The sequence below is a fragment of the Amycolatopsis sp. NPDC057786 genome, assembly GCF_042797905.1.
Taxonomy (GTDB): domain Bacteria; phylum Actinomycetota; class Actinomycetes; order Mycobacteriales; family Pseudonocardiaceae; genus Amycolatopsis.
In genome coordinates, this window is record NZ_JBHVKW010000012.1 from 22,327 (window position 1) to 43,617 (window position 21,291).

Genomic DNA, 21,291 nt, shown 5'->3' on the forward strand with positions numbered 1-21,291 from the left:
GCCGATTGTAAATTTTCCCGCCCGCGTGCAAAAATCTTGCGTGCCTCTCGACGAGATCGACCATCGGCTGCTCGACCTCGTCCAGGCCGACGCCGCCCGCCCCCTGCACGATCTGGGCGACGCCATCGGCCTCTCCCCCAGCGCGGTCCAGCGGCGGCTGACCCGGCTGCGCGCCGCCGGCGTGATCCGCGCCGAGGTCGCCGTGCTCGATCCGGAGACGCTCGGCGCGGGGATGACGTCGGTCATCCTGGTCGCGCTGACCGACGACGACGAAAAGCACCACATGGCCTTCCGCGAGCGGATGCTGGCCGAACCCCGGGTCCAGCACTGCTACAGCATCGTCGGGCAGTGGGACTACGTGGTCGTCCTGCTCACCCCGGATCTCAAGGCGAGCCGGACCCTGTCCAGGAAGCTGTTCGACGAGCACGTCAAACGGTTCGAAACCCTGCCCGCGTTCGAGGTGGTCAAGTCGAGCCAGGCGGTGCCGGTGCCCGGCGTCAGCCGTGGATCCGGCCGCTGAGTTCGGCGAGCCGCGATCCCGAACCACCCCACCGCAGCGCGATGATCTCCGCCGCGATCGACACCGCGGTCTCCTCGGGGGTACGAGCGCCGAGATCGAGGCCGATCGGCGAGGACAGCCGATCGAGTTCCGCCTCGGTGACCCCCGCTTCACGCAGCCGCGCGAACCGGTCGTCGTGGGTCTTGCGCGAGCCCATCGCGCCGACGTAGCCGACGTCGAGGCGCAACGCGACCTCCAGCAACGGCACGTCGAACTTGGGGTCGTGGGTGAGCACGGCGATCGCGGTCCGGCCGTCGATCCGGCCCGCGTCGGCCTCCGCCTTGAGGTAGCGATGCGGCCAGTCGACGACGACCTCGTCGGCGTCCGGGAAACGGCTCTTCGTCGCGAACACGGGCCGCGCGTCGCAGACCGTGACCTGGTAGCCGAGGTACGCGCCCATTTTCGCCATCGCGGCGGCGAAGTCGATCGCGCCGAAGACCAGCAGACGCGCGGGCGGCTCGAAGGAGTTGACGAAGACCGTCATCCCCTCGCCGCGGCGCTGCCCGTCCGGCCCGTAGTGCAGGGTGCCCGTGCGGCCGCCGGCGAGCATGCCGCGCGCGTCGTCGACGACGGCGTCGTCCATCCGCGACGAGCCGAGCGAACCCGCGACACGATCCGGCCAGACGACCAGATGCTCGCCGACCAGGCCCTCCCGTTCGTGCTCGATCACCGTGACCACGGCGACCGGCTGTCCACTGTGGACTGATTCGACGACGTCGCCGAACTCCGGCATCGAGTCGCGGTCGATGTGCTGGACGTAGATGTCGATGATCCCGCCGCAGGTCAGCCCGACGGCGAACGCGTCGTCGTCGGATACGCCGTAGCGCTGCAGCACGGGCGCGCGTTCGGCGACCACCTGCTGCGCGAGCTCGTAGACGGCGCCTTCGACGCAGCCACCGGAGACGCTGCCGGTGACCGTGCCGTCCGGGGCGACGAGCATCGCCGCGCCCGGGCTCCGCGGCGCCGACGAGAACGTCGCCACCACGGTGCCGACCCCCACCGTCTCGCCTGCCGCCCAGCGGCGGTGCAGTTCGTCCAGTACGTCACGCATCGGCGATCTCCACCAGCAGTCGTTCCAATGTGGCCAAGCTGTGCCCGGCGAGCAGCCGATCGAGGTACGGGAGCGCGGCCGCGATGCCGGACTGCACGGGAGCGTAACCTTCCCGCCCCGCGTGCGGATTCACCCAGAATACGACGTGCGCGAGCCGTCGCAGCCTGGCGAGCTGCTCGCCGAGCAGGCCGGGGTCGCCCCGTTCCCAGCCGTCGGAGAACACGGTGACCACGGATCGCCTGGCCACACCGCGTTGTCCCCACCGGTCGAGGAATGCCCGCAGGGTCTCGCCGAGCCTCGTCCCGCCCGCGAAATCGGGGACCGCGGCGGCCGCGGCGAGCATCGCGTGCTCGGGATCGCGCAGCCGGAGCTGGCGGGAGACCCTGGTGAGCCGGGTGCCCAGGGTGAACACCTCGACCCGGCCGGGAGCGTGCCGCGCCACCACGTGCGCGAACCGCAACAGGGAATCGGCGTACGGCCCCATCGAGCCGGACACGTCGATCAGGAGGACGACGCGGCGCGGTCGGACCCCCTTCCGCCGGTATGCCAGGCGCACGGGCTCGCCACCCCCGGCCAGCATCGCGCGGAGCGTGCGCGACGGATCGAGCGCGCCCCGCCGGGCCGCGCGACGGCGTGGAGACGACCGTGACGGGAGCACCGGGCGCAGTTTCGCGAGCAGTTCCCGCAGGTGAGCGCGTTCGGCGACACTCAGCTCGGCGAGATCGCGGTGCCGCAGGATCTCTTCCTCACTCGCCGCCACGCGGAGCTCGTCGGGTTCCGCGGCGGACTCGCCCTGGCCCGCCTGCGCGAGCGTGGCGATCCTGGCGCGTTTCGGGGCCGCTTCCCGGCCGCGCCGCCGTGACCCGGTTTCCTTTTCGGTGAACCAGCCGTCGAACGCGGCGTCGTAACGCGGAAGGTCGTCGGGATCCGCGCACAGCGTCAACCGTCCGGCCCAGTACAGCTGGTCCGGATCGGCCAGATCGATCTCGCCGACGGCTTCGAGGTACGCCCGCACTCGGTGCGCGTCGCACGGCAAACCGGCTTCGCGCAATGCCTCCGCGAAGCCGACGAAGCCCGCCAGTGGATCGCTCACTCCCCCATTGTGCGCGCGTTTCGTCCTCTGGATGCGGTCTTGCGCGTGCAAGTACCGCATCCAGAGGACGAAACGCGGGTCAGCGGCGGGCGAAGGCCGGGGTTTTCTCCCGCAGGGGACCGATGCCGCCCATGAAGGCGGCGAGGGCGGTCAGCTGTGGAAACCGGTCCGATATCCGCAGCGGCAGCGGCACTGTCCGCTCGTTCAGCGTCCCGTCGAGAGCGGGCTCGATGATCATCTTGTGCTCCTCCAGCTGCTGCCGCTGGGCGAGCGAGACGGCCACGGACCGACGGCGCTGCACGCGGGCGAGATCCCGCGCGGTCAGCGTCCCGCGCAGCAGCGGGGCGGCGAGGATCCGCGCGGCCGCGACCGCGTCCTGCACCGCGATGTTGACGCCCATACCGCCGACCGGCGACATCGCGTGCGCGGCGTCGCCGATGCAGAGCACCCGGCCGGAGTACCAGTGCGGGAGCTTGGACATCCGCACCTTCAGCAGTTTGACGTCGTCCCAGCCGCGGATCTCGCTCAACTGCTCGTCGTTCCAGCCGAACAGGCCGCCGATCCGTTCCCGGAACTTCTCGATCCCTTCGGCCCGTCGCGCGGCGTCCTGCCCCTTCCTGATCAGGAACGAGGTCTGGAAGTAGTCGCCGCGGTCCATCGTCACACCGGCGAACCCGCCCTCGAATCGGCCGAACACCTGCGCTTCCTTGCCGGTGTCTTCGAGTTTCGGCACCCGGACCCACCAGACGTCCATCGGCACCTCGTACTCCTTCGGCACGAGCCCCGCCTCGGCGCGGATCAGCGAGTCCCGGCCGTCGCAGCCGACCACGAGCGGCGCGGCCAGTTCCCGCTCCTCGCCGTCGGAATCGCGATAACGCACGCCGCCACCGTCGCGCAGGCCGAGCACCTCGGCCCCCATGCGCAGCGTGAACGTGGGTTCCTCGGCTGCGGCTTCGGCGAGCAGGTTCAGGAAATCCCATTGCGGAACCATCGCGATGTATTTGTGCGGCCCCGGAATCCGGCTGAAATCGGCGGCGACGATGGTCGCGTCGCCGATCAGCATCCGCATCTTCTCAAGCCGTCGCGACGGCAATTCCGCGAAGCGCGCACCGAGCCCGAGTTCGTCGAGCAGCATCAACGTCGGCGGATGCACCGTGTCACCGCGGAAATCGCGGAAGAAATCCTGGTGTTTTTCGAGAACGGTGACCTCGACCCCGGCTCGCGCCAACAGGAGCCCGAGCACCATTCCCGCCGGACCGCCCCCCACCACACAGCACTGCGTACGTTCCATGACCGAGTTGTAGCGTGCGGAATGGCGCCGCCGCCATGGACCTAGGTCCTGAGGCCCGAGATGAGGACGCCGACCATTTTGCGCGCGTTGTAGCGCGGATCGCTTTCGGCACCGATGCAGAGGTTCCCGACGCCGCGCAGGACTTCGAGCGCCTCCAGATCGGAGCGGATCTCGCCCGCTTCCGCCGCCGCGTCGAGCAAGCGGGCGCATACCGGCAGGAGGGTGTCGAGGAAGTAGGTGTGCAGCGTCTCGAATCCGGCGTTGTCGGACTGCAGCACCGCCGCCAGACCGTGTTTGGTGACCAGGAAATCGACGAACAGGTCGATCCAGCGCCGTAACGCCGCATAGGGGGAATCGCTCGACGCCAGCAGCTCCGGCCCGGCTTCGGCGCACGCGTCGACCTGATGCCGGTAGACGGCGATGATGAGGTCGGCCCTGGTCGGGAAATGCCGGTAGATCGTGCCCATCCCGACGCCCGCCTTGGCCGCGATGTCGCGGACCGGCGCCTCGACGCCCGAGGTGACGAAGACCGCGGCGGCGGCGTCGAGCAAGGTCTTCTCGTTGCGGCGGGCGTCCGCGCGTTTGGACTTGGTGCCCTCTTCACTCATCACGCCACTCCTCTGCCACCGGGCTTGCCAAACGGAACACTGCTCCGTATCGTTAGCGGAGCAACGTTCCGCTTGCTCATTTTGCCATGGAGGACATCGTCATGCAGTACCGCACCTTGGGCAGGACCGGCGTGCAGGTCAGCACCCTCGCGCTCGGCGCGATGAACTTCGGCGCGATCGGGCGCACCACCCAGGACGAGGCCACCGCCATCGTCGACGCCGCGCTGACGGGCGGGATCAACCTCATCGACACCGCCGACATGTACGGCGCCGGCCAGTCGGAGGAAATGGTCGGGAAGGCCATCGCGGGCCGCCGTGAGGACATCGTGCTGGCCACGAAGGCGAGCATGCCGATGGGCGACGAGCGCAACCACCAGGGCGCTTCCCGTCGCTGGCTGGTCACCGAACTGGACAACAGCCTGCGCCGCCTCGGGGTCGACCACGTCGACCTCTACCAGATCCACCGCTGGGACCCGAAGACCAGCGACGAGGAGACCCTTTCCGCGCTGACGGATCTACGGCAGGCGGGGAAGATCCGCTACTTCGGTTCGTCGACGTTCCCCGCGTATCGCATCGTGCAGGCCCAGTGGGCCGCCAGCGAGTTCCGCCTTGGCCGCTACGTCACCGAGCAGCCCAGCTACTCGATCCTTCAGCGCGGGATCGAAACGCAGGTCCTGCCCGTGACGGAGGAATACGGGATGGGGGTGCTCGCGTGGAGCCCGCTGGCATCGGGCTGGCTGTCCGGCGCGGTCCGGGAAGGCCGGGAGATCAGCACGAACCGTTCGGCGGTCCTGCCCCAGCGTTTCGACCTGAGCCGACCCGCGAACCGGGCCCGGCTGGAAGCCGTCGAACGGCTGGTCAAGGTCGCCGACCAGGCCGGGCTGAGCCTGATCCAGCTCGCACTCGGGTTCGTCGTCGCGCATCCGGGGGTGACGAGCGCGATCATCGGCCCCCGCACGCCGGACCACCTCGAGTCGCAACTCGCCGCCGCGGACACCGTGCTCTCCGCCGACATCCTCGACGCGATCGACGAGATCGTCGCCCCGGGCACCGACCTGGCCCCGGAGGAGAAGCACGACACCCCGCCCGCCCTGCTCGACGCGTCGCTTCGGCGCCGCTGACGCTCAGGCGAGCAGTTTGTCCAGCTTGGCCCGGACCCTGTCCAGGTCTTCGCTGTACTTGAGCACCGAACCGAGGGTCCGGGCGGCGGTCGCGGCGTCCAATTCGGACATCCCGAGCGCGAGGAGTGCCTGAGCCCAATCAAGGGATTCGGCCACCCCGGGCGGTTTCAGCAACTCCATCGCGCGCAGCCGCTGCACGGCCGTCGCGATCTGAGTCGCGAGCGCCTCGCCGAGGGCCGGGATCTTGCGGCGCAGGATCTCGATCTCGCGGCCGAGGTCCGGATGTTCGAGCCAGTGATAGAGACAGCGGCGCTTCAGCGCGTCGTGCACCTCACGCGTCCGGTTGGACGTGAGCACCACGAGCGGCGGATGTTCGGCGCGCACCTCGCCGAACTCGGGGATCGTCACCGCGTTCTCGTCGAGAAGCTGCAGAAGGAAGGCTTCGAACTCGTCGTCTGCCCGGTCGATCTCGTCGACCAGCAGGACACACGGAGCGGTCTGCAACGCTTTCAGCAACGGCCGGGAGAGCAGGAAGCGTTCGGTGTAGAGGGACTGTTCGGCGGCCTCGACGTCGAGTCCGCCGTCACCCGCGGCTTCCAGCGCGCGCAAATGCAGCAGTTGGCGGGGGAAGTCCCATTCGTACAGTGCCTGCGCCGCGTCTATCCCCTCGTGACACTGGAGCCGGATGAGCGGCATGCCGAGCGCTTCGGCCAGTCCCAGCGCGAGCGAAGTCTTGCCGGTGCCCGGTTCGCCTTCGCAGAACAGCGGACGGCCGAGTGCCACGGCGAGGAACCCGGCCGTGGCGATGCCGTCGTCGGCGAGGTAGCCGACCGTTTCGAGGGCTTCGGCCAGTTTCTCGGGCGATTCGACGGTCACGTGCCGATCGTAAGCCTCGGCGAGCGGGAGATCAGCCCGGAAGATCCTCGCGGCGGTCCACGTCGTGCCCGATGCCGAGGTCACCGCATTCGACGAGCCGCAGGTCCTGGCGTCCCTTGAGCCAGTCGCGGGCGCCCTTGTCCCCGGACGCGCCCGCGACGATCTCCGGCCACCATCGGCGGCCGAGTACGACGGGGTGACCGGGAACGCCTTCGTACGCGGCACGCGCGACGGTGACTTCGCCGGCCCCGGCGGCGACCCGGCGGACCACTTCGGCGCCGACGCCAGGCAGATCCACGAGATGCACGACGGCGGCTTCGGCATCGGTTCCGGCGAGCGCCCTCAGGCCCGCGCGCAAGGACGCGCCCATGCCGGACTCCCAGTCTTCGGCCACGACCGCGGCCTCGGGTTCGGGAAGGAGCTCGCGGACTTCCGCGGCCGAGGCACCCAGCACCACCCGGACCGGCGCGCAGCCCGCGTCGGTGAGCACGCGCAGCGACCGGACGACGAACGGCTCGCCGTCGAGGACGGCCAGCGCCTTCGGCCCGCCGAACCGGCGTCCCGCTCCGGCCGCGAGCAGCAGCCCGGCGACCTCAGCCATGCCGCGCTTTGGTGGGCGGCGCCGAGGCCAGATCGGTCTCGATGGCGCGCGCCGTCGCGAGCAGGGGCGGCAGCAGTTCCTGTTCGACCGACTCACGTGTGGTGCGGCTGGCGTGGGTGGAGAGGTTGACCGCGGCCACGACCTTGCCCTGCCGGTCACGAATCGGCGCGGCGATCGAACGGAGGCCCTCTTCGAGTTCCTGGTCGACCATCGCGTAGCCCTGCTCGTAGACCCTGACCAGTTCGGCGAGCAATTCCTCCGGGCGGCTCTTGGTCCGCGCGGTGAGCTTGTCGAGCTTCGCCCTGGCGAGGTAGTCCCGCAGGTCTGCGTCATCGAGACCGGCCAGCAGGACATGTCCCATCGAGGTCGCGTGGGCCGGGAAGCGGGTGCCGACGTTGATGCTGACGGTCATGATCCGCGAAACGGCAACGCGCGCGACGTAGACGATGTCCCTGCCTTCGAGCACCGAGACCGAACTCGACTCGTGCACCTCGGCGGAAAGCCGCTCCAGATGCGGCTGGGCGACCTCCGGGAGCGACAGGCTCGACAGATACGAGTAACCGAGTTCGAGGACCCGCGCGGTGAGCGAGAAGTATTTGCCGTCCGTGCGCACGTACCCCAGGTCGGCGAGGGTGAGCAAGAACCGGCGGGCGGCCGCCCTGGTGAGCCCGGTCGAGCGGGCCACGTCGCTCAGGGTGAGTTCGGCCGCGTCCGCGTTGAACGCCTTGATCACGGCCAGCCCGCGCTCCAGCGACTGGACATGATGCGCCCCGCGCTCGGTCACCTCGCCTTCGTCCATAGGAGAACCCTAGGACGTGTCCGGCAACTCTGTTCGATGGGCTTCGTGATCCGAGTGGTTCCTGACGGTGCGGGCGGTTCAGCCTCGTACCGGAACTGCCCGTGCCGTCAGGAACCGCTTGGGCGCGAAGACCGCGGACAGAGTTACCGGACGCGTCCTAGCTTCCTCCCCCTTCCTGGGCGGCAGGCTCACCGAGTTCGGCCAGGACCCGCTGGGCGACGGCGAACGCGGTGTTGGCGGCCGGGGCACCCGTGTAGACAGCGGTGTGCAGCAAGACCTCGGAGATCTCCTGCGCGCTGAGTCCATTGTGGACGGCGGCGCGGACGTGCATCGCGAGCTCGTCGTGGGCGTGCAGCGCGGTGAGTGCGGCCAGGGTGACGCAACTGCGGGTCTTGCGGTCGAGCCCGTCCCTCGACCAGACCGATCCCCAGGCGCCCCGGGTGATGTAGTCCTGGAACGGGCGGCTGAACTCGGTGGTGCGGGCGACCGCCCGATCCACGTGTGCGTCCCCGAGGACCTCGCGGCGCACCTTCATTCCGGTCTCGTAGGTGTCGTCGGTCATCGGGCGGCCTCCAGGTGTTCGAGGATCAACGCGGTGAACCGCTCGGGCTGTTCGAAGCTCCCCAGATGCGCGGCGCCTTCGACGACTTCGAGCCGCGCGTCCGGGATGCCGCCCGCGATCACCTCGGCGTGCTCGACCGGGGTGGCCGGGTCCTCGGCCCCGGCGATCACCAGGGTCCGAGCCGCGATCTTGGGCAGGTCACCGACGAGGTCCATCGTTTCGATGGCCTGGCAGGACGACGCGTAGCCCTCGGCGGGGACGCTCGCGATCATCTCGCGCAGATACCCGGCCCGCTCGGGGTCGGCGGCGGCGTAACCGGCGGTCAGCCAGCGCCCGACCCCGGCCTCGGCGACCGCGGCGGTGCCCTTCTCCCGGACCGTCTTCGCCCTGTCCGCCCACATGCTCGGCGGCCCGAGCTTCGCGGACGTGCAACACAGGACGAGGCTCGCGATCCGGTCCGGCGCGTTCACGCCCAGCCACATCCCGGTCATCCCGCCGAGCGAGAGCCCGACGACATGGGCACGCTCGGCACCGTGCTCGTCGAGCAGCGCGAGCAGGTCACCGCCGAGGTCCGCGAGGGTGTACGGACCGGGCGGGACAGGTGACGCGCCATGCCCGCGAGTGTCGTACCGGATCACGCGGAAACCCTGCTCCGCCAAGGGTTTCACCTGTGGCTCCCACATGCGGTGATCGCTGCCGAGCGATCCGCTGAACACCACGACGGGGCCGTCCACCGGCCCTTCCGCGACGCTGTGCACTTTCACCGAACTGTGCACTCGCACTGGCTCAGACATCGAAGAACACCGTCTCCCCCTCGCCCTGCAGCCGGATGTCGAACCGGTAGCCGTCGCCGGCCTTGGTGGCGACCAAGGTGCCCCGGCGGGCTTCCGGGACCGAAGCCAGTACCGGATCCCCGGAGTTGTCGTTGTCCTCGAAGTAGATCCGGGTGACCACCCGGTGCAGGAGCCCGCGCGCGAACACCGAGACGTCGATATGCGGCGCCTGCGTGCTGCCCGCCGGACCGGGCAGCGAACCGGGCATGAGAGTCCTGATCTCGTAGTTGCCACCCGGATCGGTGGGGCAGCGTCCGAAGCCCCGGAACCCGCTCGCGACCGGCCCGCGCGGGTCGTCGGGGTGATCGAACCGGCCGTCGGCGTCGGCCTGCCAGGTCTCGATCATCGCGTCCGGGACCGGTTCGCCCGCGCCGTCGAAGACGCGGCCGTGGATCCGGACCGCGGCGGGCTCGTCCGCGGGGACGACGTCCGGCCCGTCCGGCCAGGGCAGGCCGATGGAGAGGTACGGGCCGACGGTCTGGGAAGGCGTCGTCTCCGGCATCAGTGCTCGTCCTCCTCGTCCTCGAAGACCGAAGCCTCGCGGCCGCGCACGACGATGTCGAACTGGAAGGCCAGCGCCCACTCGGCTTCGGTGCGGTCGAGGTCGAAACGCGCGATCATCCGCTGCCTTGCCTTCTCGTCCGGGATGGAGTTGAAGATCGGGTCCTGCGAGAACAGCGGGTCTTCCGGGAAGTACATCTGGGTGACCAGCCGCTGGGTGAACGCGCTGCCGAACACCGAGAAGTGGATATGCGCCGGCCGCCAGGCGTTGTCGTGGTTCTTCCACGGATACGCGCCCGGTTTGATGGTGGTGAAGGTGTAGCGCCCTTCGGAATCGGTGAGCGTCCGGCCCGCGCCGTCGAAGTTGGGGTCGAGCGGCGACGGCCAGCGGTCGCCGGTGTGCCGGTACCGCCCGCCCGCGTTCGCCTGCCAGATCTCCACGAGCGAATCGCGGATCGGCCGCCCGTCGCCGTCGAGCAGCCGCCCGGTGACGATGATCCGCTGGCCCTGCGGCTCCCCCGCGTGTCCCTTGGTGAGGTCGTTGTCGAATTCGCCGATCCGGCCCGGCCCCAGCGCGGGGCCGGTGACCTCGGTCAGCAGATGAGGAAGCACGATCAACGGCTCTTTCGGGTGCCGCAGTGCCGTCGACCGGTAGCCGGCGTAGTCGAGCGGCGGATGTGTTCCCTCAGGATCGCGCCGGTAGCGCGGGAGCCTCAGTTCTGCGGGTGCGGACATGCTGTTCCCTCCAGCGCGGGTCAGTGGGTCACTGGGCTTCGAGGACGACGGCCAGCCCCTGGCCGACGCCGATGCAGATGGCGGCCAGGCCCCACCTGCCGCCGGTGCGGCGCAGGTGGTGGGCCAGCGTGCCGAGGATCCGGCCGCCGGAGGCGCCCAGCGGATGCCCGATCGCGATCGCGCCGCCGTTCACGTTGACGATCTCCGGGTCGAGTTTCGACCAGTCCCGCAGGCAGGCCAGCGACTGCGCCGCGAAGGCCTCGTTCAGTTCGGCGGCGGCCAGGTCTTCCCAGCCGATCCCGGCCCGCTCCAGGGCGATCTCGGCCGCGCGCACCGGGCCGATGCCGAAGACGTCCGGATCGACACCCGCCGCGCCCCGGCCGGCGATCCGGGCCAGCGGCGCCTTGCCGAGCCGCTTCCCCGCCGCCTCGTCACCGAGCAGCAGCGCGGAGGCGCCGTCGTTCAGCGGCGAGGCGTTCGCGGCCGTGACCGTCCCTTGTGGACGGAACACCGGCTTGAGCTTCGCGAGCTTCTCCGGACTGGAATCGGGCCGGATGCCTTCGTCGCGGGTGAGTTCGACGCCCTCGACGGAGACGACGTGGTCGTCGTAGAACCCCTCGTCCCAGGCGCGGGCGGCGTTGACGTGGCTACGGACGGCGAACGCGTCCTGCTCGTCGCGGCCGATGCCGTAGCGCTCGGCGAGCTGCTCGGTGGACTCACCGAGCGAGACCGTCCACTGCTCGGGCATCTTCGGGTTGACCATGCGCCAGCCCAGCGCGGTGGAGTAGAGCGTCTGGTTGCCCGCCGGGAAGGCCTTCTCCGGTTTCTGCATGACCAGCGGCGAGCGGCTCATCGACTCCACCCCGCCCGCGACGGCGAGCGAGGCGTCGCCGACCTGGACCGACCGGCTGGCCTGCATGACGGCGTCGAGGCCGGATCCGCACAGGCGGTTGACGGTGGCGCCGGGTACGGTCGTCGGCCAGCCAGCGAGCAGCGCCGCCATCCGCGCGACGTTCCGGTTGTCCTCGCCCGCGCCGTTGGCGTCGCCGAGCACCACCTCGTCGACGGTGGCCGGGTCGAGGTCGTTGCGCTCGGCCAGCGCCCGCAGGACGGTGGCGGCGAGGTCGTCCGGACGGACCCCGGACAGGGCCCCGCCGTACTTGCCGAACGGGGTACGGATGGCGTCGAACAGGAAGACGTCGGTCATGCGCTCGCCCTTGTGAGGTCTCGGAGGATGCGGAGTTCTGCCTCGGTCGGCGCCGGGGTGGTTCCCAGGTCGCCTGCCACCTTCAGTTTCCACCCGGTCGCCGCGACGACCTGATCGACCTCGACCCCGGGGTGCAGCTCGGTCAGCGTGAGCTCGGAGGTCTCCGGGTCGGGCCGCATCAGGCCGAGGTCGGTGACCACCAGCGTCGGCCCGGCGCCGGGAAGGCCGAGGCGCTCGCGATCGCCCTTGCCGGTGCCGTGGCCGAACGAGGTCACGAAGTCGACCTTCTCGACAAAGGTGCGGGTGCTCTGCCGGAGCACCACGAACACCTCGCGACAGGAAGCGGCGATCTCCGGAGCGCCGCCCGCGCCGGGGAGACGCACCTTGGGATTGGCGTAGTCCGGGCCGATGACGGTGGTGTTGATGTTGCCGAACTTGTCCAGCTGGGCGGCGCCGAGGAAACCGACGTCGATCCGGCCCGGCTGGAGCCAGTAGTTGAAGACCTCGGGCACGCTGACCACGGCGTCCGCGGTGTCGGCGAGTTCGCCGTCGCCGATGGACAATGGGAGCCTGCTCGGTTTGGCGCCGAGGCAACCGGATTCGTAGATGAGCGTCAGATTCGGCGCGTGCCCGCGGCGGGCCAGGTTGGCGGCCGTGCTCGGCAGGCCGATGCCCACGAAACAGGACATCCCGTCGCCGAGCGCGCGAGCGGCGGCGACGCTCATCATCTCGTCGGAGGTGTACTCGGTCATGCCTTCACTCCCGTCAGCTCGTCGAGCCAGCGGGTGAAGCTCTCCCTGTCCCGGCCGATCGCGTCCCATGCCTGGTAGGCGTCGTTGTCCCGTTCGTAGTAGCCCGCCGCGTACGACGGCCGCGCGCCGCCGGGCACCTCGGCCACGGCGGTGACGGCCCACGACGGCAGCACGATCGCGCCCGGCCGGGGCTCCAGCTCGTCCACGACCTCCTCGACGGTGACCAGCGACCGCTTCGCCGCGAGCACCGCCTCCTTCTGCACGCCGGTGATCCCCCAGATCTGGACGTTGCCGGACCGGTCCGCGCGCTGGGCGTGGACGATCGTGACGTCCGGGTTGAGGGCGGGCACGGCGGCCAGCCGCTCACCGGTGAACGGGCAGGTGATGGGTTTGATCGTGTCGGTGTGCGTGGCGAGATCGGTGCCGGTGTACCCGCGCAGGACGGCGAACGGCAGGCCCGAAGCGCCGGCGACGTACCGATTCGCCATGCCCGCGTGACTGTGTTCCTCTATCTCCAGCGGTACCGGCCAGGAGTGCTGGACGGCGTCACGGAACCGGTGCAGCGAGCCGACTCCGGGATTGCCGCCCCACGAGAAGATCAGCTTGCTCGCGCAGCCCGCGCCGATGAGCTGGTCGTAGACGATGTCCGGGGTCATGCGGACCAGCGTCAGCCCGGTGCGGCGCTGGCGGATGATCTCGTGACCGGCGGCCACGGGGATGAGGTGCGTGAAGCCCTCCAGCGCGACGGTGTCCCCGTCGTGCACCAGCCGTGCCACGGCCTCCTTCAACGACAGCAGCTCAGCCATCCCCACTCCCGGCTTGTTCGAAGCGCTTGTTCGGATCGCGCACACATGTTCTTCATATGAACATAGCACAGCGGAGCCGATCGTGGCACTGCTTCGAACCGGCGAATCCGGATCAGACGGCGCGACCGCGCAGCCAGCCGCGGTATCGGCGAAGCGCGACGGCCTGCAGCACCGTTTCCACCACCAGGGCCAGCTTCGGATCGACACCGGGCTTCGTCCGCCGTCCCGCGCCGACACGGCGCAGCTGCCGCCGGACACGAGCCATGCCCGCGGCGGACGCGACGGCCTTGTCGCCGATACGGACCGGTTCGAGCTCCACCTTGGCGGCCGCGTCGTACCGCCACTTGGCGGGCAGCCCGGGATCGACGGCCAGCGCGCTGCCCATGCCGACGAGCTCGACCCCGCTCGCCAGCACCTCTTCCGCGACCGGCCGCCGGACCACGCCGCCGGTCAGCATCAGCGGCAGCGCGCTCGTCCGCACGAGTTGTTCGGCGAGGGTCAGGAAGTAGGCCTCCCGCGCGCGGGTGCGATCGTCGCCCGACCGCCCGGTCATCGCCGGGCTCTCGTAGCTGCCACCCGAGAGTTCGACCAGGTCGACGCCGAGCGGCGCGAGCATCGCGATGACCGACGCCGCGTCGTCGGCGTCGAAGCCACCGCGCTGGAAGTCGGCGGAGTTGAGCTTCACGGCGACGGCGAATCCGGGCGCCACGACGGCACGGACCGCCCGGACGACGTCGAGCAGGAGCCTCGCCCGGTTCTCCAGGCTTCCGCCCCACCGGTCTTCACGACGGTTGGCCAGCGGGGAGAGGAACTGGGAGAGCAGATAACCGTGCGCCGCGTGGACTTCGACGCCGTCGAAGCCGGCTTCTTCGGCGCGGCGGGCGGTCTCGGCGAACCGCGCCACGGTCTCCTCGATCCGCCGCGGGGACATTTCGACCGGGACGGCGAATCGCTTGCTGTTCTTGCCGACGTCCACCCGGACCGCCGACGGCCCCCAGGCGACGCCGGGCATGTCCGCCCCGACCTGACGCCCGGGGTGGTTGATCTGCATCCACACCCGCGCACCACCGCTTTTCGCGGCCGACGCCCACTCGCGGAACGGTTCCAGCGGCGAGCCCGCGTCGAGGACGACACCGGCCGGTCCGGTGAGCGCCTCCGCGTGGACCATGACGTTGCCGGTGATAAGCAGCCCGGCCCCGCCCTCGCTCCACCGGCGATACAGCTCGAACAGCGGCTTGCCGGGCACCTGCCCGCGGCTCGCCATGTTCTCCTCCATCGCGGCCTTCACCAGGCGATTCGGCAGTGTCGAGCCACTGGGAAGCGTGAAGGGTTCGAACACCGGCGAGGAGGTCTTCTCGACTGCGGATGACATCGTTGCTCCCGAACGCGTATGTTTACATTGCTCACATGAGCATAGGAAGGGAATGTAAGCAGTGTCAACATCGACGAAGAGTGGCTACCATCACGGCGACCTGAGAGCGTCGTTGCTGGCCACGGCGATGCGCATGCTCGAAGCCGGCGAGCAGTTCTCCCTGCGCGCCGTCGCCCGTGAAGCCGGCGTCTCGGCGACAGCGCCGTACCGGCACTTCGCCGACAGGGACGCCCTGGAGTCGGCCCTGGCCGCGCAAGGCTTGCGCGACCTGAAAGAAGACCTCTCGAAGGGACGCGAGCTTCCGGCGTCGGCGGCGGACCTGGCGGAACTCGCGGTCGCCTACGTCGATTTCGCCCTGCGCCGCCCGGCGCTGTTCCGACTGATGTTCGGGAACGCCTGCGACACGGGAAGCGAGGAGCGCGTCCGAGCCGCGGCCGACATCCACGAACTCCTGCGACTGGCGATGGCGCACGTGTTCTCCGAGCCATCGGACGCACTCGCCTCGGCGGGCTGGGCGCTGGCGCACGGACTGGCGTACTTGTTCCTCGACGGCAAGCTCCAGGTGGAGTCGGACGACGAGGTCGCCGAGCACGTGCGCGCCGCCTTCGCCGCAATCCTGGCGACACGACCGCACTGACCGGTGTTGACAGCGCTCACATCGATCCTTACAGTGGCCGATGTAAGCGCCGTAAACATTGGAGATCCGATGGTTCAGGACACGGTCACCGTCGAGCTGGGCGGGCGCTCGGTCGACGTCCCGAAAGGTGGGCTGTACGACCGCTACCGCATGGACACCGACCTCGACACCGTCGCCGCCGACCCGCGCGTGAGCGGCGTCGGCTTCTTCCGGCGGCTCCCCAAGACGCGGGTCGACTCACCGATCGGGCCGACCCTGACGCCCAACTTCTACTACCGGATCGCGACGGCCCGGCTGACGCTGACGGCACCTTCCCGGGCGATCCGGCGCCGCCTCCCCGAGGAGCTTTCGCCGCTGGAGGTCGCACCCGGCCTCGGCCTGGTGTCGGTGATGGTGTTCCGGTACGACGTGTGCGACATCGACTTCTACACCGAGGCCGCCGTGGGCATCGCGGTCCGGCCCGCCCGGCATGGACGGCTCGGGTTCTTCGATCTCGTGACCGGGCTCAAGAACGACCATCTTCACTCGTACGTGCTGTCACTGCCGGTCAGCAGCGACATCGCCCAGGTTCGCGGCCACGACGGCTACGGATTCCCGAAATGGGTGACGAGTCTGGACGTCGACATCGACGCGGAGCGCACTGAAGCGCACGTGGCGAACGACCGCGGCGAGACCGACCTCGCCCTTTCGGCGGCGACACCGCGCCAGACCGCGCACCGGTCCGGCGAGCAGGTCTCGAGCCTCACGTCGTACACCACCATCGGGGACGCGTGGCATGCGACACTGAGCCAGACGAACGTCCTTTCGGCGGGCAGCGCGACGTTCCCGCGCGGCGCCGGCCTCCGGCTGGGCGAGGGCCGCCTCTCCGACGACGTCCGCTCGCTCGAACCCCGCCTGCCGATCCGTTTCGACGTGATGACCGAAGGACAGCTCGCCCTCCACCTGCCGGTCCCCACCTCCGTCCGGGATCAGGAGGCCCGCGAATGACCAAACGCGTTCTGCACGTCGTCACCAACGTCGGTCACTACGACGATCCGTCGCACCCCACGGGTTTGTGGCTCTCCGAGCTCACCCACGCCTACCACGTCTTCGCCGAACGAGGCTTCGAGCAGACGATCGTCAGCCCCCAGGGCGGACGATCGCCGCTCGAACCCCGCTCGCTGAAATTCCCCAGCTACGACAAGACCGCCAAGGCCTGGCATGCCGATCCGGAGCGGATGGCGCTGCTGGAGAACACCGCGGCGCCCGGCGAGATCGACTCGGCGGACTTCGACGCGATCTACTTCACCGGCGGCCACGCGGTCATGTACGACTTCCCGGACAGCGAAGAGCTGCAGCGGATCACCCGTGAGATCTTCGAACGCGGCGGCATCGTCTCCTCCGTCTGCCACGGCTACTGCGGCCTGCTGAACACGAAGCTGTCCGACGGCTCGCACCTTGTCGCGGGACGCAAGGTCACCGGTTTCGCCTGGCGTGAGGAAGTCCTCGCGAAGGTGGACAAGCTCGTGCCCTACAACGCCGAAGAAGAGATGAAGAAGCGCGGCGCGCTCTATGAAAAGGCGAAGCTGCCCTTCGTCTCTTACGCGGTGGTCGACGGCAACCTCGTCACCGGCCAGAACCCTGGATCCGCGAAGGAGACCGCGAAGAAGGTGGCCGAACTCCTGTGATCAGCCGACCCACTGCCGGGCGGGAACCATTCGACGGCCTTGAAGTCCCCGCTCTCGACCCGTTCGAAGGTCGCGGTGCTCAGGCACGGCGGCACGATCTGCTTGTTCTCGGGGTCCGGCCCCCAGCTGTAGCCGAGCCGGTCACGCCTGCCGTCGTCGTACACCGTCATCCCGACCCGCCGGTCCTTCAGGCCGGGGACGTCCGTGTCCTCGACGATGCCGGTGACCACGGCGACCGGGCCGCCGACGACCAGGCAGTCGATCCTGCCCCGGAAGTAGGCGGAGAACCCTTCGCCCGCGTGACTGACCCGGAACGTCCCCCGGCTCTCCGGGAAGAGACCGTGCGCGTCGAAGGCGAACCGGACGTCCTGGCCGTCCTTGCGCAGCAGCTTCGCGCTTCCCACCAGGCTCGGCTCGGACGGCTTTCCCCCTTCCGCGGCGGACGCCGGGCCTGCCGCGACGAGTGTCGAGGCGAGGACCATCGCGGCACCGACAGCCGCGAGATCTCGTGATCGTCTCATGCTCCACCCCTGGAATCCCCTGCTCACGGAGCCTTTCCGCACTCATCACCATCCCGGGACACCCGAGCATGACGGCTCCCCCGCGCAGGGGAAGCGCCTCACTCATAGTGGGGATTTCCACGTTTGGGATACCAACTGCCGCACACTAGGCTGACGACGTGACCTCGAAGATCGCGGTGACCAGGTGGATCCCCGACGAAGCACGGAAAGTGCTCGCCGAAGCCGGGGAGGTGGAACTGTCGCGCGCCGACCGGCCGCTGACGCGGGACGAACTGCTCGAGTTCGTCCGGGGCGCGTCCGCGATCGTCGGCATGCTGCACGACCGGCTCGACGGCGAGGTCGCCGACGCGGCGGGCCCGGAACTGAAGGTCGTGGCGAACGTGGCCGTCGGCTACGACAACGTCGACGTCGCGGCGCTGTCCGAGCGCGGGATCACCGTCACCAACACCCCCGGTGTGCTCACCGACGCCACCGCGGATCTGGCGTTCGGGCTGATCCTCGCGGTCACCCGCCGGCTCGGCGAGGGCGAACGGCTGATCCGCTCGCGCACCCCGTGGTCGTTCCATCTGGGTTTCCTGCTCGGTTCCTCGCTGCAGGACAAGACGCTCGGGATCGTCGGCCTCGGCAAGATCGGACAGGCGGTCGCGCGCCGGGCGCTCGGTTTCGGGATGCGGATCGTCTACTCAGGACGATCGCGGGCCGCCGAAGACGTCGAGAAGACCCTCGGCGCGAAGTACGTGTCCTTCGGCGAGCTGCTGCAAAGCTCCGACGTCGTGTCACTGCACTGCCCTCTGACGCCGGAGACCCGGCACCTCATCGACGCGGACGCGTTGAAGTCGATGAAACCGGGCGCGTACCTGATCAACACCACCCGCGGCCCGGTCGTCCACGAGGCCGCACTGGCGGACGCCCTCGAAGCGGGCGAGATCGCCGGGGCGGGCCTCGACGTGTTCGAGGCCGAACCCGAGGTCGAACCCCGCCTGCTGAACCGTGAAGACGTCGTCTTGACGCCACATCTGGGATCGGCGACGGTCGAGACCCGTACCGCCATGGCCGTGCTCGCGGCCGAGAACGTCGCGTCGGTGCTCACCGGCGGAAACCCGCTGACGGAGGTTCGTCCATGACTCGCGTGGTCATCGCGCCCGACAAGTTCAAGGGAAGCTTGACCGCGGTCGAGGCCGCGGAGGCGATCGCCCACGGCGTCCGCGACGCGCTGCCGGAAGCCGAGGTCTCTTCCTGTCCGGTCGCCGACGGCGGCGAAGGAACGCTCGACGTCCTCGTCGCGGCAGGTGGCCGTCTCGTGGAACTCCGGGTCCGCGGGCCGCTCGACGACTCCGTCGACGCGCGTTACGTGATGCTCGACGGAACGGCCTACATCGAATCGGCCCGCGCGTGCGGCATCGAATTCGTGGAGCCGAGCCCGGAAGTGGCGCTGGCCGCGCACACCTGGGGCGTCGGTGAACTTCTGGCGCACGCGCTCGACAACGGCGCGCGACGCCTGGTGCTGACCGTCGGCGGAACGGCGAGCACCGACGGCGGCGCCGGGATGCTCGCCGCACTGGGCGCGGGGGTCTTCGACGCGTTCGGCGCTCCGGTCGGGCTCGGCGGCGGCACCCTGGGCCGGGTCGCGCTGGCAGAACTCGGCCCGGTGCGCGATCGGCTCGGCTCCGTCGAGGTCGCCGTCGCCACCGACGTGACGAACCCGTTGCTCGGGCCCCGTGGCGCGGCCGCGATCTTCGGCCCGCAGAAAGGTGCGGGCCCGCGCGAAGTCGAGCAGCTGGACGAGTCCCTGTCCCGCTGGGCACAGGTGTTACGGACCGCCGGGACGCCTGATGTCTCCGATCTTCCCGGAGCCGGCGCGGGCGGCGGGGTCGCCGCCGGCGCGATCGCCGGACTCGGCGCGAGCGTCGAATCCGGTTTCCAGCTCATCGCCGGGCTCACCGGGGTCGCCGACGCCATCGAACGCGCCGACCTCGTCATCACCGGCGAGGGCTCATTGGACGAGCAGAGCCTCGACGGCAAGGCCCCGGCGGGCATCGCGGCCCGCGCGCGGGAACACGCGGTGCCGCTGATGGTGCTGGCCGGACGCATCCAGCTGGACCAGAGCCAGCTCGCCGGCCTCGGGGTCGTGGGCAGCGCCGCCCTGATCGACCACGCGCCTTCGCTCGACCACGCGCGTGCGCACGCGGCGGAACTCCTGCGCGAGCGGGCCGGCGAGCTGGTCCGCGCCTGGGCCCGGACTTAAGACCGTCGGGTCCGTGAAGGACTCCTTGAGGGGACTCTGGATCCCTCAAGGAGTCCTTCACGGACCGGGACAACCGCGACCGGCGCGCGAAGAAGTCTTAGAACCCGCGGGGCTCAGTTGCCAGGCTGGGGCTGAGCCTGCGGGAGTACGGCGAAGGCGACTTCGCCGGTTTCGTCCTGCTGGACGTCGAGCACCTTGTCGTCGAGCAACGCGGCTGCTTCCGGCTCCAAGAACACCTTCGGGCCGCCGTCGGCGCCGAGTACCTTGTCGCCGCTTTCGGGTTCGGGAGCGACGGAAACCGCCAGCTGGGGACTGTCCCCCTGCTGGGAATGCATCGCGAACCGCAGTCCGCCCCCGTCCTGGCCGTTCTCCTGGCCGGTCAGTGCGGTGATCGCCTCGGCGGCGGCTTCGGTGACTGTCAGCATCTCTGCCCTTCCTTCGTCGCGGTCTTGCACTTGACCGACCACGCTAGGGGCTGTCGGCGTGGCCCGCCGTCTGAGTGAAGATCACTTCTCTCCGACGTCCGGCTCCTCCTCGGCCAGCCGCATGGCGTGCGACTCCCCTTCGCGGATCTCCGCGGGCGTTGTCCCGAAGCGGTCCGCCCCGCTCCAGTGCTCGGGCGGTTCGACACCTTCTTCGAGCGGGTCGACGCGGAGTTCGTCCTCGTCGAGTGCCTCGCTGGGATCCAACGTTTCCGGTTCCGCGGTCTCACGGTCGCTCATCGGCCGCTCCCTCCTGGTCGGACGTTGGCCGGGGCGTGCTGTACTCGACCCGGTCCCTGTGGCTTACCCGGCGTCTCCGCAGGCCAAACGGCGGCGCTGTCGCGGGGATCACAGTTTCTCAGGTGGTTCATTACCTTCACAAGTTTGTAAAAGAAGGAGTAGCGTCGTCGGCATGACCACCACCAGGTGGGCGCCAGGGCACCGGATCATCCGGCGCGCGCCGGAGCGGCATCACGAACTCGGCAACCATGCCGCCTGGTACGTCGTCGCCGGCGTCGCCGCGACCGGCCTGCAGGCGGTGTTGTTCCTTGCCCTGCAGCCGATCCTCGGCCCCCAGTTCGCCAATCTGGTCGCGCTCGCGGTCACGACCGTCGGGAACACCGAATTCCACCGCAGGGTCACTTTCGCCACCCGGAAGAGCAACGCCGGCAAACGCCATTTCCAGGATCTGGCGACCTTCGCCTTCTACGCCGCGTACGGCTCGATCGTGCTCGCCTCGCTCGACGCGGTGATCACCGAGCCGACCGCACTGGAACAGACAGGCGCCTTGCTCGCGGCCAGCGTCGTGGGCGGCGTCGCGCGCTTCGCGGTCCTTCGCTGGTGGGTCTTCGCGCGCCGGAGCGCCTAAGCCCCCTTCAAGTGCCGCCCCGTAAGTCCTGTTGGCAGCCTCAGCGCCCCAGTGTCGGGGGAGCGCCCGTGGGGGCCCAACACAGCGCCACAAAGGGGTTGGGG

25 protein-coding genes and 1 pseudogene are annotated in these 21,291 nt (G+C 69.7%); 8 read left to right on the top strand and 18 right to left on the bottom strand.

The window, feature by feature from the left end; translation table 11 throughout:
• Positions 1-40: 40 nt before the first annotated feature.
• On the top strand, positions 41-520 hold the full coding sequence (locus tag ACFVM3_RS10350) for an Lrp/AsnC family transcriptional regulator (RefSeq protein WP_378437462.1): 480 nt from the start codon (positions 41-43) through the stop codon (positions 518-520).
• On the opposite strand, the gene ACFVM3_RS10355 is transcribed toward ACFVM3_RS10350, so the two are convergent.
• From ACFVM3_RS10355 to ACFVM3_RS10370, 4 genes are all read right to left on the bottom strand, one after another.
• The gene (locus tag ACFVM3_RS10355; protein ID WP_378437464.1) at positions 498-1,610 is read right to left on the bottom strand and encodes an XdhC family protein; all 1,113 of its coding nucleotides are present in this window, start codon (positions 1,608-1,610) and stop codon (positions 498-500) included. The two genes, ACFVM3_RS10350 and ACFVM3_RS10355, sit on opposite strands and share 23 nt — an antisense overlap.
• The gene (locus ACFVM3_RS10360) at positions 1,603-2,703 is read right to left on the bottom strand and encodes a VWA domain-containing protein (RefSeq protein WP_378437466.1); all 1,101 of its coding nucleotides are present in this window, start codon (positions 2,701-2,703) and stop codon (positions 1,603-1,605) included. Before ACFVM3_RS10360 ends, ACFVM3_RS10355 begins: the two co-directional genes overlap by 8 nt.
• A gap of 79 nt (positions 2,704-2,782) precedes the next feature.
• Entirely contained in the window at positions 2,783-3,994 is a 1,212-nt protein-coding gene (locus ACFVM3_RS10365; protein ID WP_378437468.1) for an FAD-dependent oxidoreductase, read from the bottom strand.
• 41 nt (positions 3,995-4,035) lie between these two features.
• Entirely contained in the window at positions 4,036-4,602 is a 567-nt protein-coding gene (locus ACFVM3_RS10370) for a TetR/AcrR family transcriptional regulator (RefSeq protein ID WP_378437470.1), read from the bottom strand.
• Positions 4,603-4,703: 101 nt separating this feature from the next.
• Here ACFVM3_RS10370 and ACFVM3_RS10375 point away from each other — a divergent pair, with 101 nt between their 5' ends.
• A complete protein-coding gene (locus ACFVM3_RS10375) occupies positions 4,704-5,723 on the top strand; it encodes an aldo/keto reductase (RefSeq protein ID WP_378437616.1) in 1,020 nt (339 codons plus the stop codon).
• A 3-nt stretch (positions 5,724-5,726) separates the two neighbouring features.
• Here the strand turns inward: ACFVM3_RS10375 and ACFVM3_RS10380 are convergent, their stop codons facing one another.
• From ACFVM3_RS10380 to ACFVM3_RS10430, 11 genes are all read right to left on the bottom strand, one after another.
• Positions 5,727-6,599: an AAA family ATPase gene (locus ACFVM3_RS10380; RefSeq protein ID WP_378437471.1), complete on the bottom strand. Its 873-nt coding sequence runs from the start codon at positions 6,597-6,599 to the stop codon at positions 5,727-5,729.
• A 31-nt stretch (positions 6,600-6,630) separates the two neighbouring features.
• Complete coding sequence (locus ACFVM3_RS10385; RefSeq protein WP_378437473.1) at positions 6,631-7,200, bottom strand: NTP transferase domain-containing protein; 570 nt, start codon at positions 7,198-7,200, stop codon at positions 6,631-6,633.
• Positions 7,193-7,999, bottom strand: coding sequence for an IclR family transcriptional regulator C-terminal domain-containing protein (locus ACFVM3_RS10390; RefSeq protein WP_378437475.1), 807 nt, complete (start codon positions 7,997-7,999; stop codon positions 7,193-7,195). Before ACFVM3_RS10390 ends, ACFVM3_RS10385 begins: the two co-directional genes overlap by 8 nt.
• A gap of 157 nt (positions 8,000-8,156) precedes the next feature.
• Positions 8,157-8,561: a 4-carboxymuconolactone decarboxylase gene (gene pcaC / locus ACFVM3_RS10395; protein WP_378437477.1), complete on the bottom strand. Its 405-nt coding sequence runs from the start codon at positions 8,559-8,561 to the stop codon at positions 8,157-8,159.
• Positions 8,558-9,355: a 3-oxoadipate enol-lactonase gene (gene pcaD, locus ACFVM3_RS10400; protein ID WP_378437479.1), complete on the bottom strand. Its 798-nt coding sequence runs from the start codon at positions 9,353-9,355 to the stop codon at positions 8,558-8,560. Before pcaD ends, pcaC begins: the two co-directional genes overlap by 4 nt.
• A complete protein-coding gene (pcaG, locus tag ACFVM3_RS10405; protein WP_378437481.1) occupies positions 9,348-9,896 on the bottom strand; it encodes a protocatechuate 3,4-dioxygenase subunit alpha in 549 nt (182 codons plus the stop codon). Before pcaG ends, pcaD begins: the two co-directional genes overlap by 8 nt.
• Positions 9,896-10,630 (bottom strand): protocatechuate 3,4-dioxygenase subunit beta, encoded by a 735-nt coding sequence (pcaH, locus tag ACFVM3_RS10410; protein WP_378437482.1) that lies wholly within the window; start codon positions 10,628-10,630, stop codon positions 9,896-9,898. Before pcaH ends, pcaG begins: the two co-directional genes overlap by 1 nt.
• Positions 10,631-10,658: 28 nt before the next feature.
• Entirely contained in the window at positions 10,659-11,837 is a 1,179-nt protein-coding gene (locus ACFVM3_RS10415) for a thiolase family protein (protein WP_378437484.1), read from the bottom strand.
• Entirely contained in the window at positions 11,834-12,589 is a 756-nt protein-coding gene (locus ACFVM3_RS10420) for a CoA-transferase subunit beta (protein WP_340687253.1), read from the bottom strand. Before ACFVM3_RS10420 ends, ACFVM3_RS10415 begins: the two co-directional genes overlap by 4 nt.
• Complete coding sequence (locus ACFVM3_RS10425; protein ID WP_378437486.1) at positions 12,586-13,395, bottom strand: CoA transferase subunit A; 810 nt, start codon at positions 13,393-13,395, stop codon at positions 12,586-12,588. Before ACFVM3_RS10425 ends, ACFVM3_RS10420 begins: the two co-directional genes overlap by 4 nt.
• A 112-nt stretch (positions 13,396-13,507) precedes the next feature.
• Complete coding sequence (locus ACFVM3_RS10430) at positions 13,508-14,767, bottom strand: NADH:flavin oxidoreductase/NADH oxidase family protein (RefSeq protein WP_378437488.1); 1,260 nt, start codon at positions 14,765-14,767, stop codon at positions 13,508-13,510.
• 61 nt (positions 14,768-14,828) lie between these two features.
• Between ACFVM3_RS10430 and ACFVM3_RS10435 the strand changes: the two genes are divergently transcribed.
• The 3 genes from ACFVM3_RS10435 (at position 14,829) to ACFVM3_RS10445 (ending at position 17,071) form a co-directional block, all read left to right on the top strand.
• Positions 14,829-15,404, top strand: coding sequence for a TetR/AcrR family transcriptional regulator (locus ACFVM3_RS10435; protein WP_378437490.1), 576 nt, complete (start codon positions 14,829-14,831; stop codon positions 15,402-15,404).
• 69 nt (positions 15,405-15,473) lie between these two features.
• The gene (locus ACFVM3_RS10440; RefSeq protein ID WP_378437491.1) at positions 15,474-16,391 is read left to right on the top strand and encodes an acetoacetate decarboxylase family protein; all 918 of its coding nucleotides are present in this window, start codon (positions 15,474-15,476) and stop codon (positions 16,389-16,391) included.
• On the top strand, positions 16,388-17,071 hold the full coding sequence (locus tag ACFVM3_RS10445) for a type 1 glutamine amidotransferase domain-containing protein (RefSeq protein ID WP_378437493.1): 684 nt from the start codon (positions 16,388-16,390) through the stop codon (positions 17,069-17,071). Before ACFVM3_RS10440 ends, ACFVM3_RS10445 begins: the two co-directional genes overlap by 4 nt.
• Here the strand turns inward: ACFVM3_RS10445 and ACFVM3_RS10450 are convergent.
• Positions 16,984-17,592, bottom strand: coding sequence for a hypothetical protein (locus tag ACFVM3_RS10450; protein WP_378437495.1), 609 nt, complete (start codon positions 17,590-17,592; stop codon positions 16,984-16,986). The two genes, ACFVM3_RS10445 and ACFVM3_RS10450, sit on opposite strands and share 88 nt — an antisense overlap.
• A 158-nt stretch (positions 17,593-17,750) precedes the next feature.
• On the opposite strand from ACFVM3_RS10450, the gene ACFVM3_RS10455 reads away from it, so the two are divergent.
• Together ACFVM3_RS10455 and ACFVM3_RS10460 are read left to right on the top strand one after the other, a co-directional pair.
• Positions 17,751-18,716, top strand: a complete 966-nt coding sequence (locus tag ACFVM3_RS10455) for a 2-hydroxyacid dehydrogenase (RefSeq protein WP_378437497.1) — start codon at positions 17,751-17,753, stop codon at positions 18,714-18,716.
• Positions 18,713-19,837, top strand: coding sequence for a glycerate kinase (locus ACFVM3_RS10460; RefSeq protein WP_378437499.1), 1,125 nt, complete (start codon positions 18,713-18,715; stop codon positions 19,835-19,837). Before ACFVM3_RS10455 ends, ACFVM3_RS10460 begins: the two co-directional genes overlap by 4 nt.
• Before the next feature lie 113 nt (positions 19,838-19,950).
• On the opposite strand, the gene ACFVM3_RS10465 is transcribed toward ACFVM3_RS10460, so the two are convergent.
• Positions 19,951-20,262, bottom strand: a complete 312-nt coding sequence (locus tag ACFVM3_RS10465) for an iron-sulfur cluster biosynthesis protein (protein ID WP_378437501.1) — start codon at positions 20,260-20,262, stop codon at positions 19,951-19,953.
• A 96-nt stretch (positions 20,263-20,358) separates the two neighbouring features.
• Positions 20,359-20,559: pseudogene (locus tag ACFVM3_RS10470) on the bottom strand (hypothetical protein); the annotation flags it as partial.
• Positions 20,560-20,731: 172 nt separating this feature from the next.
• On the opposite strand from ACFVM3_RS10470, the gene ACFVM3_RS10475 reads away from it, so the two are divergent.
• Positions 20,732-21,187 carry a GtrA family protein gene (locus tag ACFVM3_RS10475; protein WP_378437503.1) on the top strand — a complete coding sequence of 152 codons (456 nt, stop codon included), beginning with the start codon at positions 20,732-20,734 and terminating at the stop codon, positions 21,185-21,187.
• Positions 21,188-21,291: the final 104 nt, after the last annotated feature.

Excerpts from the sequence above, each read along its gene's own strand:
- ACFVM3_RS10425 (WP_378437486.1), bottom strand. The coding sequence starts at position 13,395 with ATGGCTGAGCTGCTGTCGTTGAAGGAGGCCGTGGCACGGCTGGTGCAC.
- ACFVM3_RS10385 (WP_378437473.1), bottom strand. The coding sequence starts at position 7,200 with ATGGCTGAGGTCGCCGGGCTGCTGCTCGCGGCCGGAGCGGGACGCCGG.
- ACFVM3_RS10465 (WP_378437501.1), bottom strand. The coding sequence starts at position 20,262 with ATGCTGACAGTCACCGAAGCCGCCGCCGAGGCGATCACCGCACTGACC.
- ACFVM3_RS10460 (WP_378437499.1), top strand. The coding sequence starts at position 18,713 with ATGACTCGCGTGGTCATCGCGCCCGACAAGTTCAAGGGAAGCTTGACC.
- ACFVM3_RS10365 (WP_378437468.1), bottom strand. The coding sequence starts at position 3,994 with ATGGAACGTACGCAGTGCTGTGTGGTGGGGGGCGGTCCGGCGGGAATG.
- ACFVM3_RS10450 (WP_378437495.1), bottom strand. The coding sequence starts at position 17,592 with ATGAGACGATCACGAGATCTCGCGGCTGTCGGTGCCGCGATGGTCCTC.
- ACFVM3_RS10440 (WP_378437491.1), top strand. The coding sequence starts at position 15,474 with ATGGTTCAGGACACGGTCACCGTCGAGCTGGGCGGGCGCTCGGTCGAC.
- ACFVM3_RS10445 (WP_378437493.1), top strand. The coding sequence starts at position 16,388 with ATGACCAAACGCGTTCTGCACGTCGTCACCAACGTCGGTCACTACGAC.
- pcaG (WP_378437481.1), bottom strand. The coding sequence starts at position 9,896 with ATGCCGGAGACGACGCCTTCCCAGACCGTCGGCCCGTACCTCTCCATC.
- ACFVM3_RS10370 (WP_378437470.1), bottom strand. The coding sequence starts at position 4,602 with ATGAGTGAAGAGGGCACCAAGTCCAAACGCGCGGACGCCCGCCGCAAC.
- ACFVM3_RS10415 (WP_378437484.1), bottom strand. The coding sequence starts at position 11,837 with ATGACCGACGTCTTCCTGTTCGACGCCATCCGTACCCCGTTCGGCAAG.
- pcaC (WP_378437477.1), bottom strand. The coding sequence starts at position 8,561 with ATGACCGACGACACCTACGAGACCGGAATGAAGGTGCGCCGCGAGGTC.
- pcaD (WP_378437479.1), bottom strand. The coding sequence starts at position 9,355 with ATGTCTGAGCCAGTGCGAGTGCACAGTTCGGTGAAAGTGCACAGCGTC.
- ACFVM3_RS10375 (WP_378437616.1), top strand. The coding sequence starts at position 4,704 with ATGCAGTACCGCACCTTGGGCAGGACCGGCGTGCAGGTCAGCACCCTC.
- ACFVM3_RS10430 (WP_378437488.1), bottom strand. The coding sequence starts at position 14,767 with ATGTCATCCGCAGTCGAGAAGACCTCCTCGCCGGTGTTCGAACCCTTC.
- pcaH (WP_378437482.1), bottom strand. The coding sequence starts at position 10,630 with ATGTCCGCACCCGCAGAACTGAGGCTCCCGCGCTACCGGCGCGATCCT.
- ACFVM3_RS10355 (WP_378437464.1), bottom strand. The coding sequence starts at position 1,610 with ATGCGTGACGTACTGGACGAACTGCACCGCCGCTGGGCGGCAGGCGAG.
- ACFVM3_RS10475 (WP_378437503.1), top strand. The coding sequence starts at position 20,732 with ATGACCACCACCAGGTGGGCGCCAGGGCACCGGATCATCCGGCGCGCG.
- ACFVM3_RS10390 (WP_378437475.1), bottom strand. The coding sequence starts at position 7,999 with ATGGACGAAGGCGAGGTGACCGAGCGCGGGGCGCATCATGTCCAGTCG.
- ACFVM3_RS10420 (WP_340687253.1), bottom strand. The coding sequence starts at position 12,589 with ATGACCGAGTACACCTCCGACGAGATGATGAGCGTCGCCGCCGCTCGC.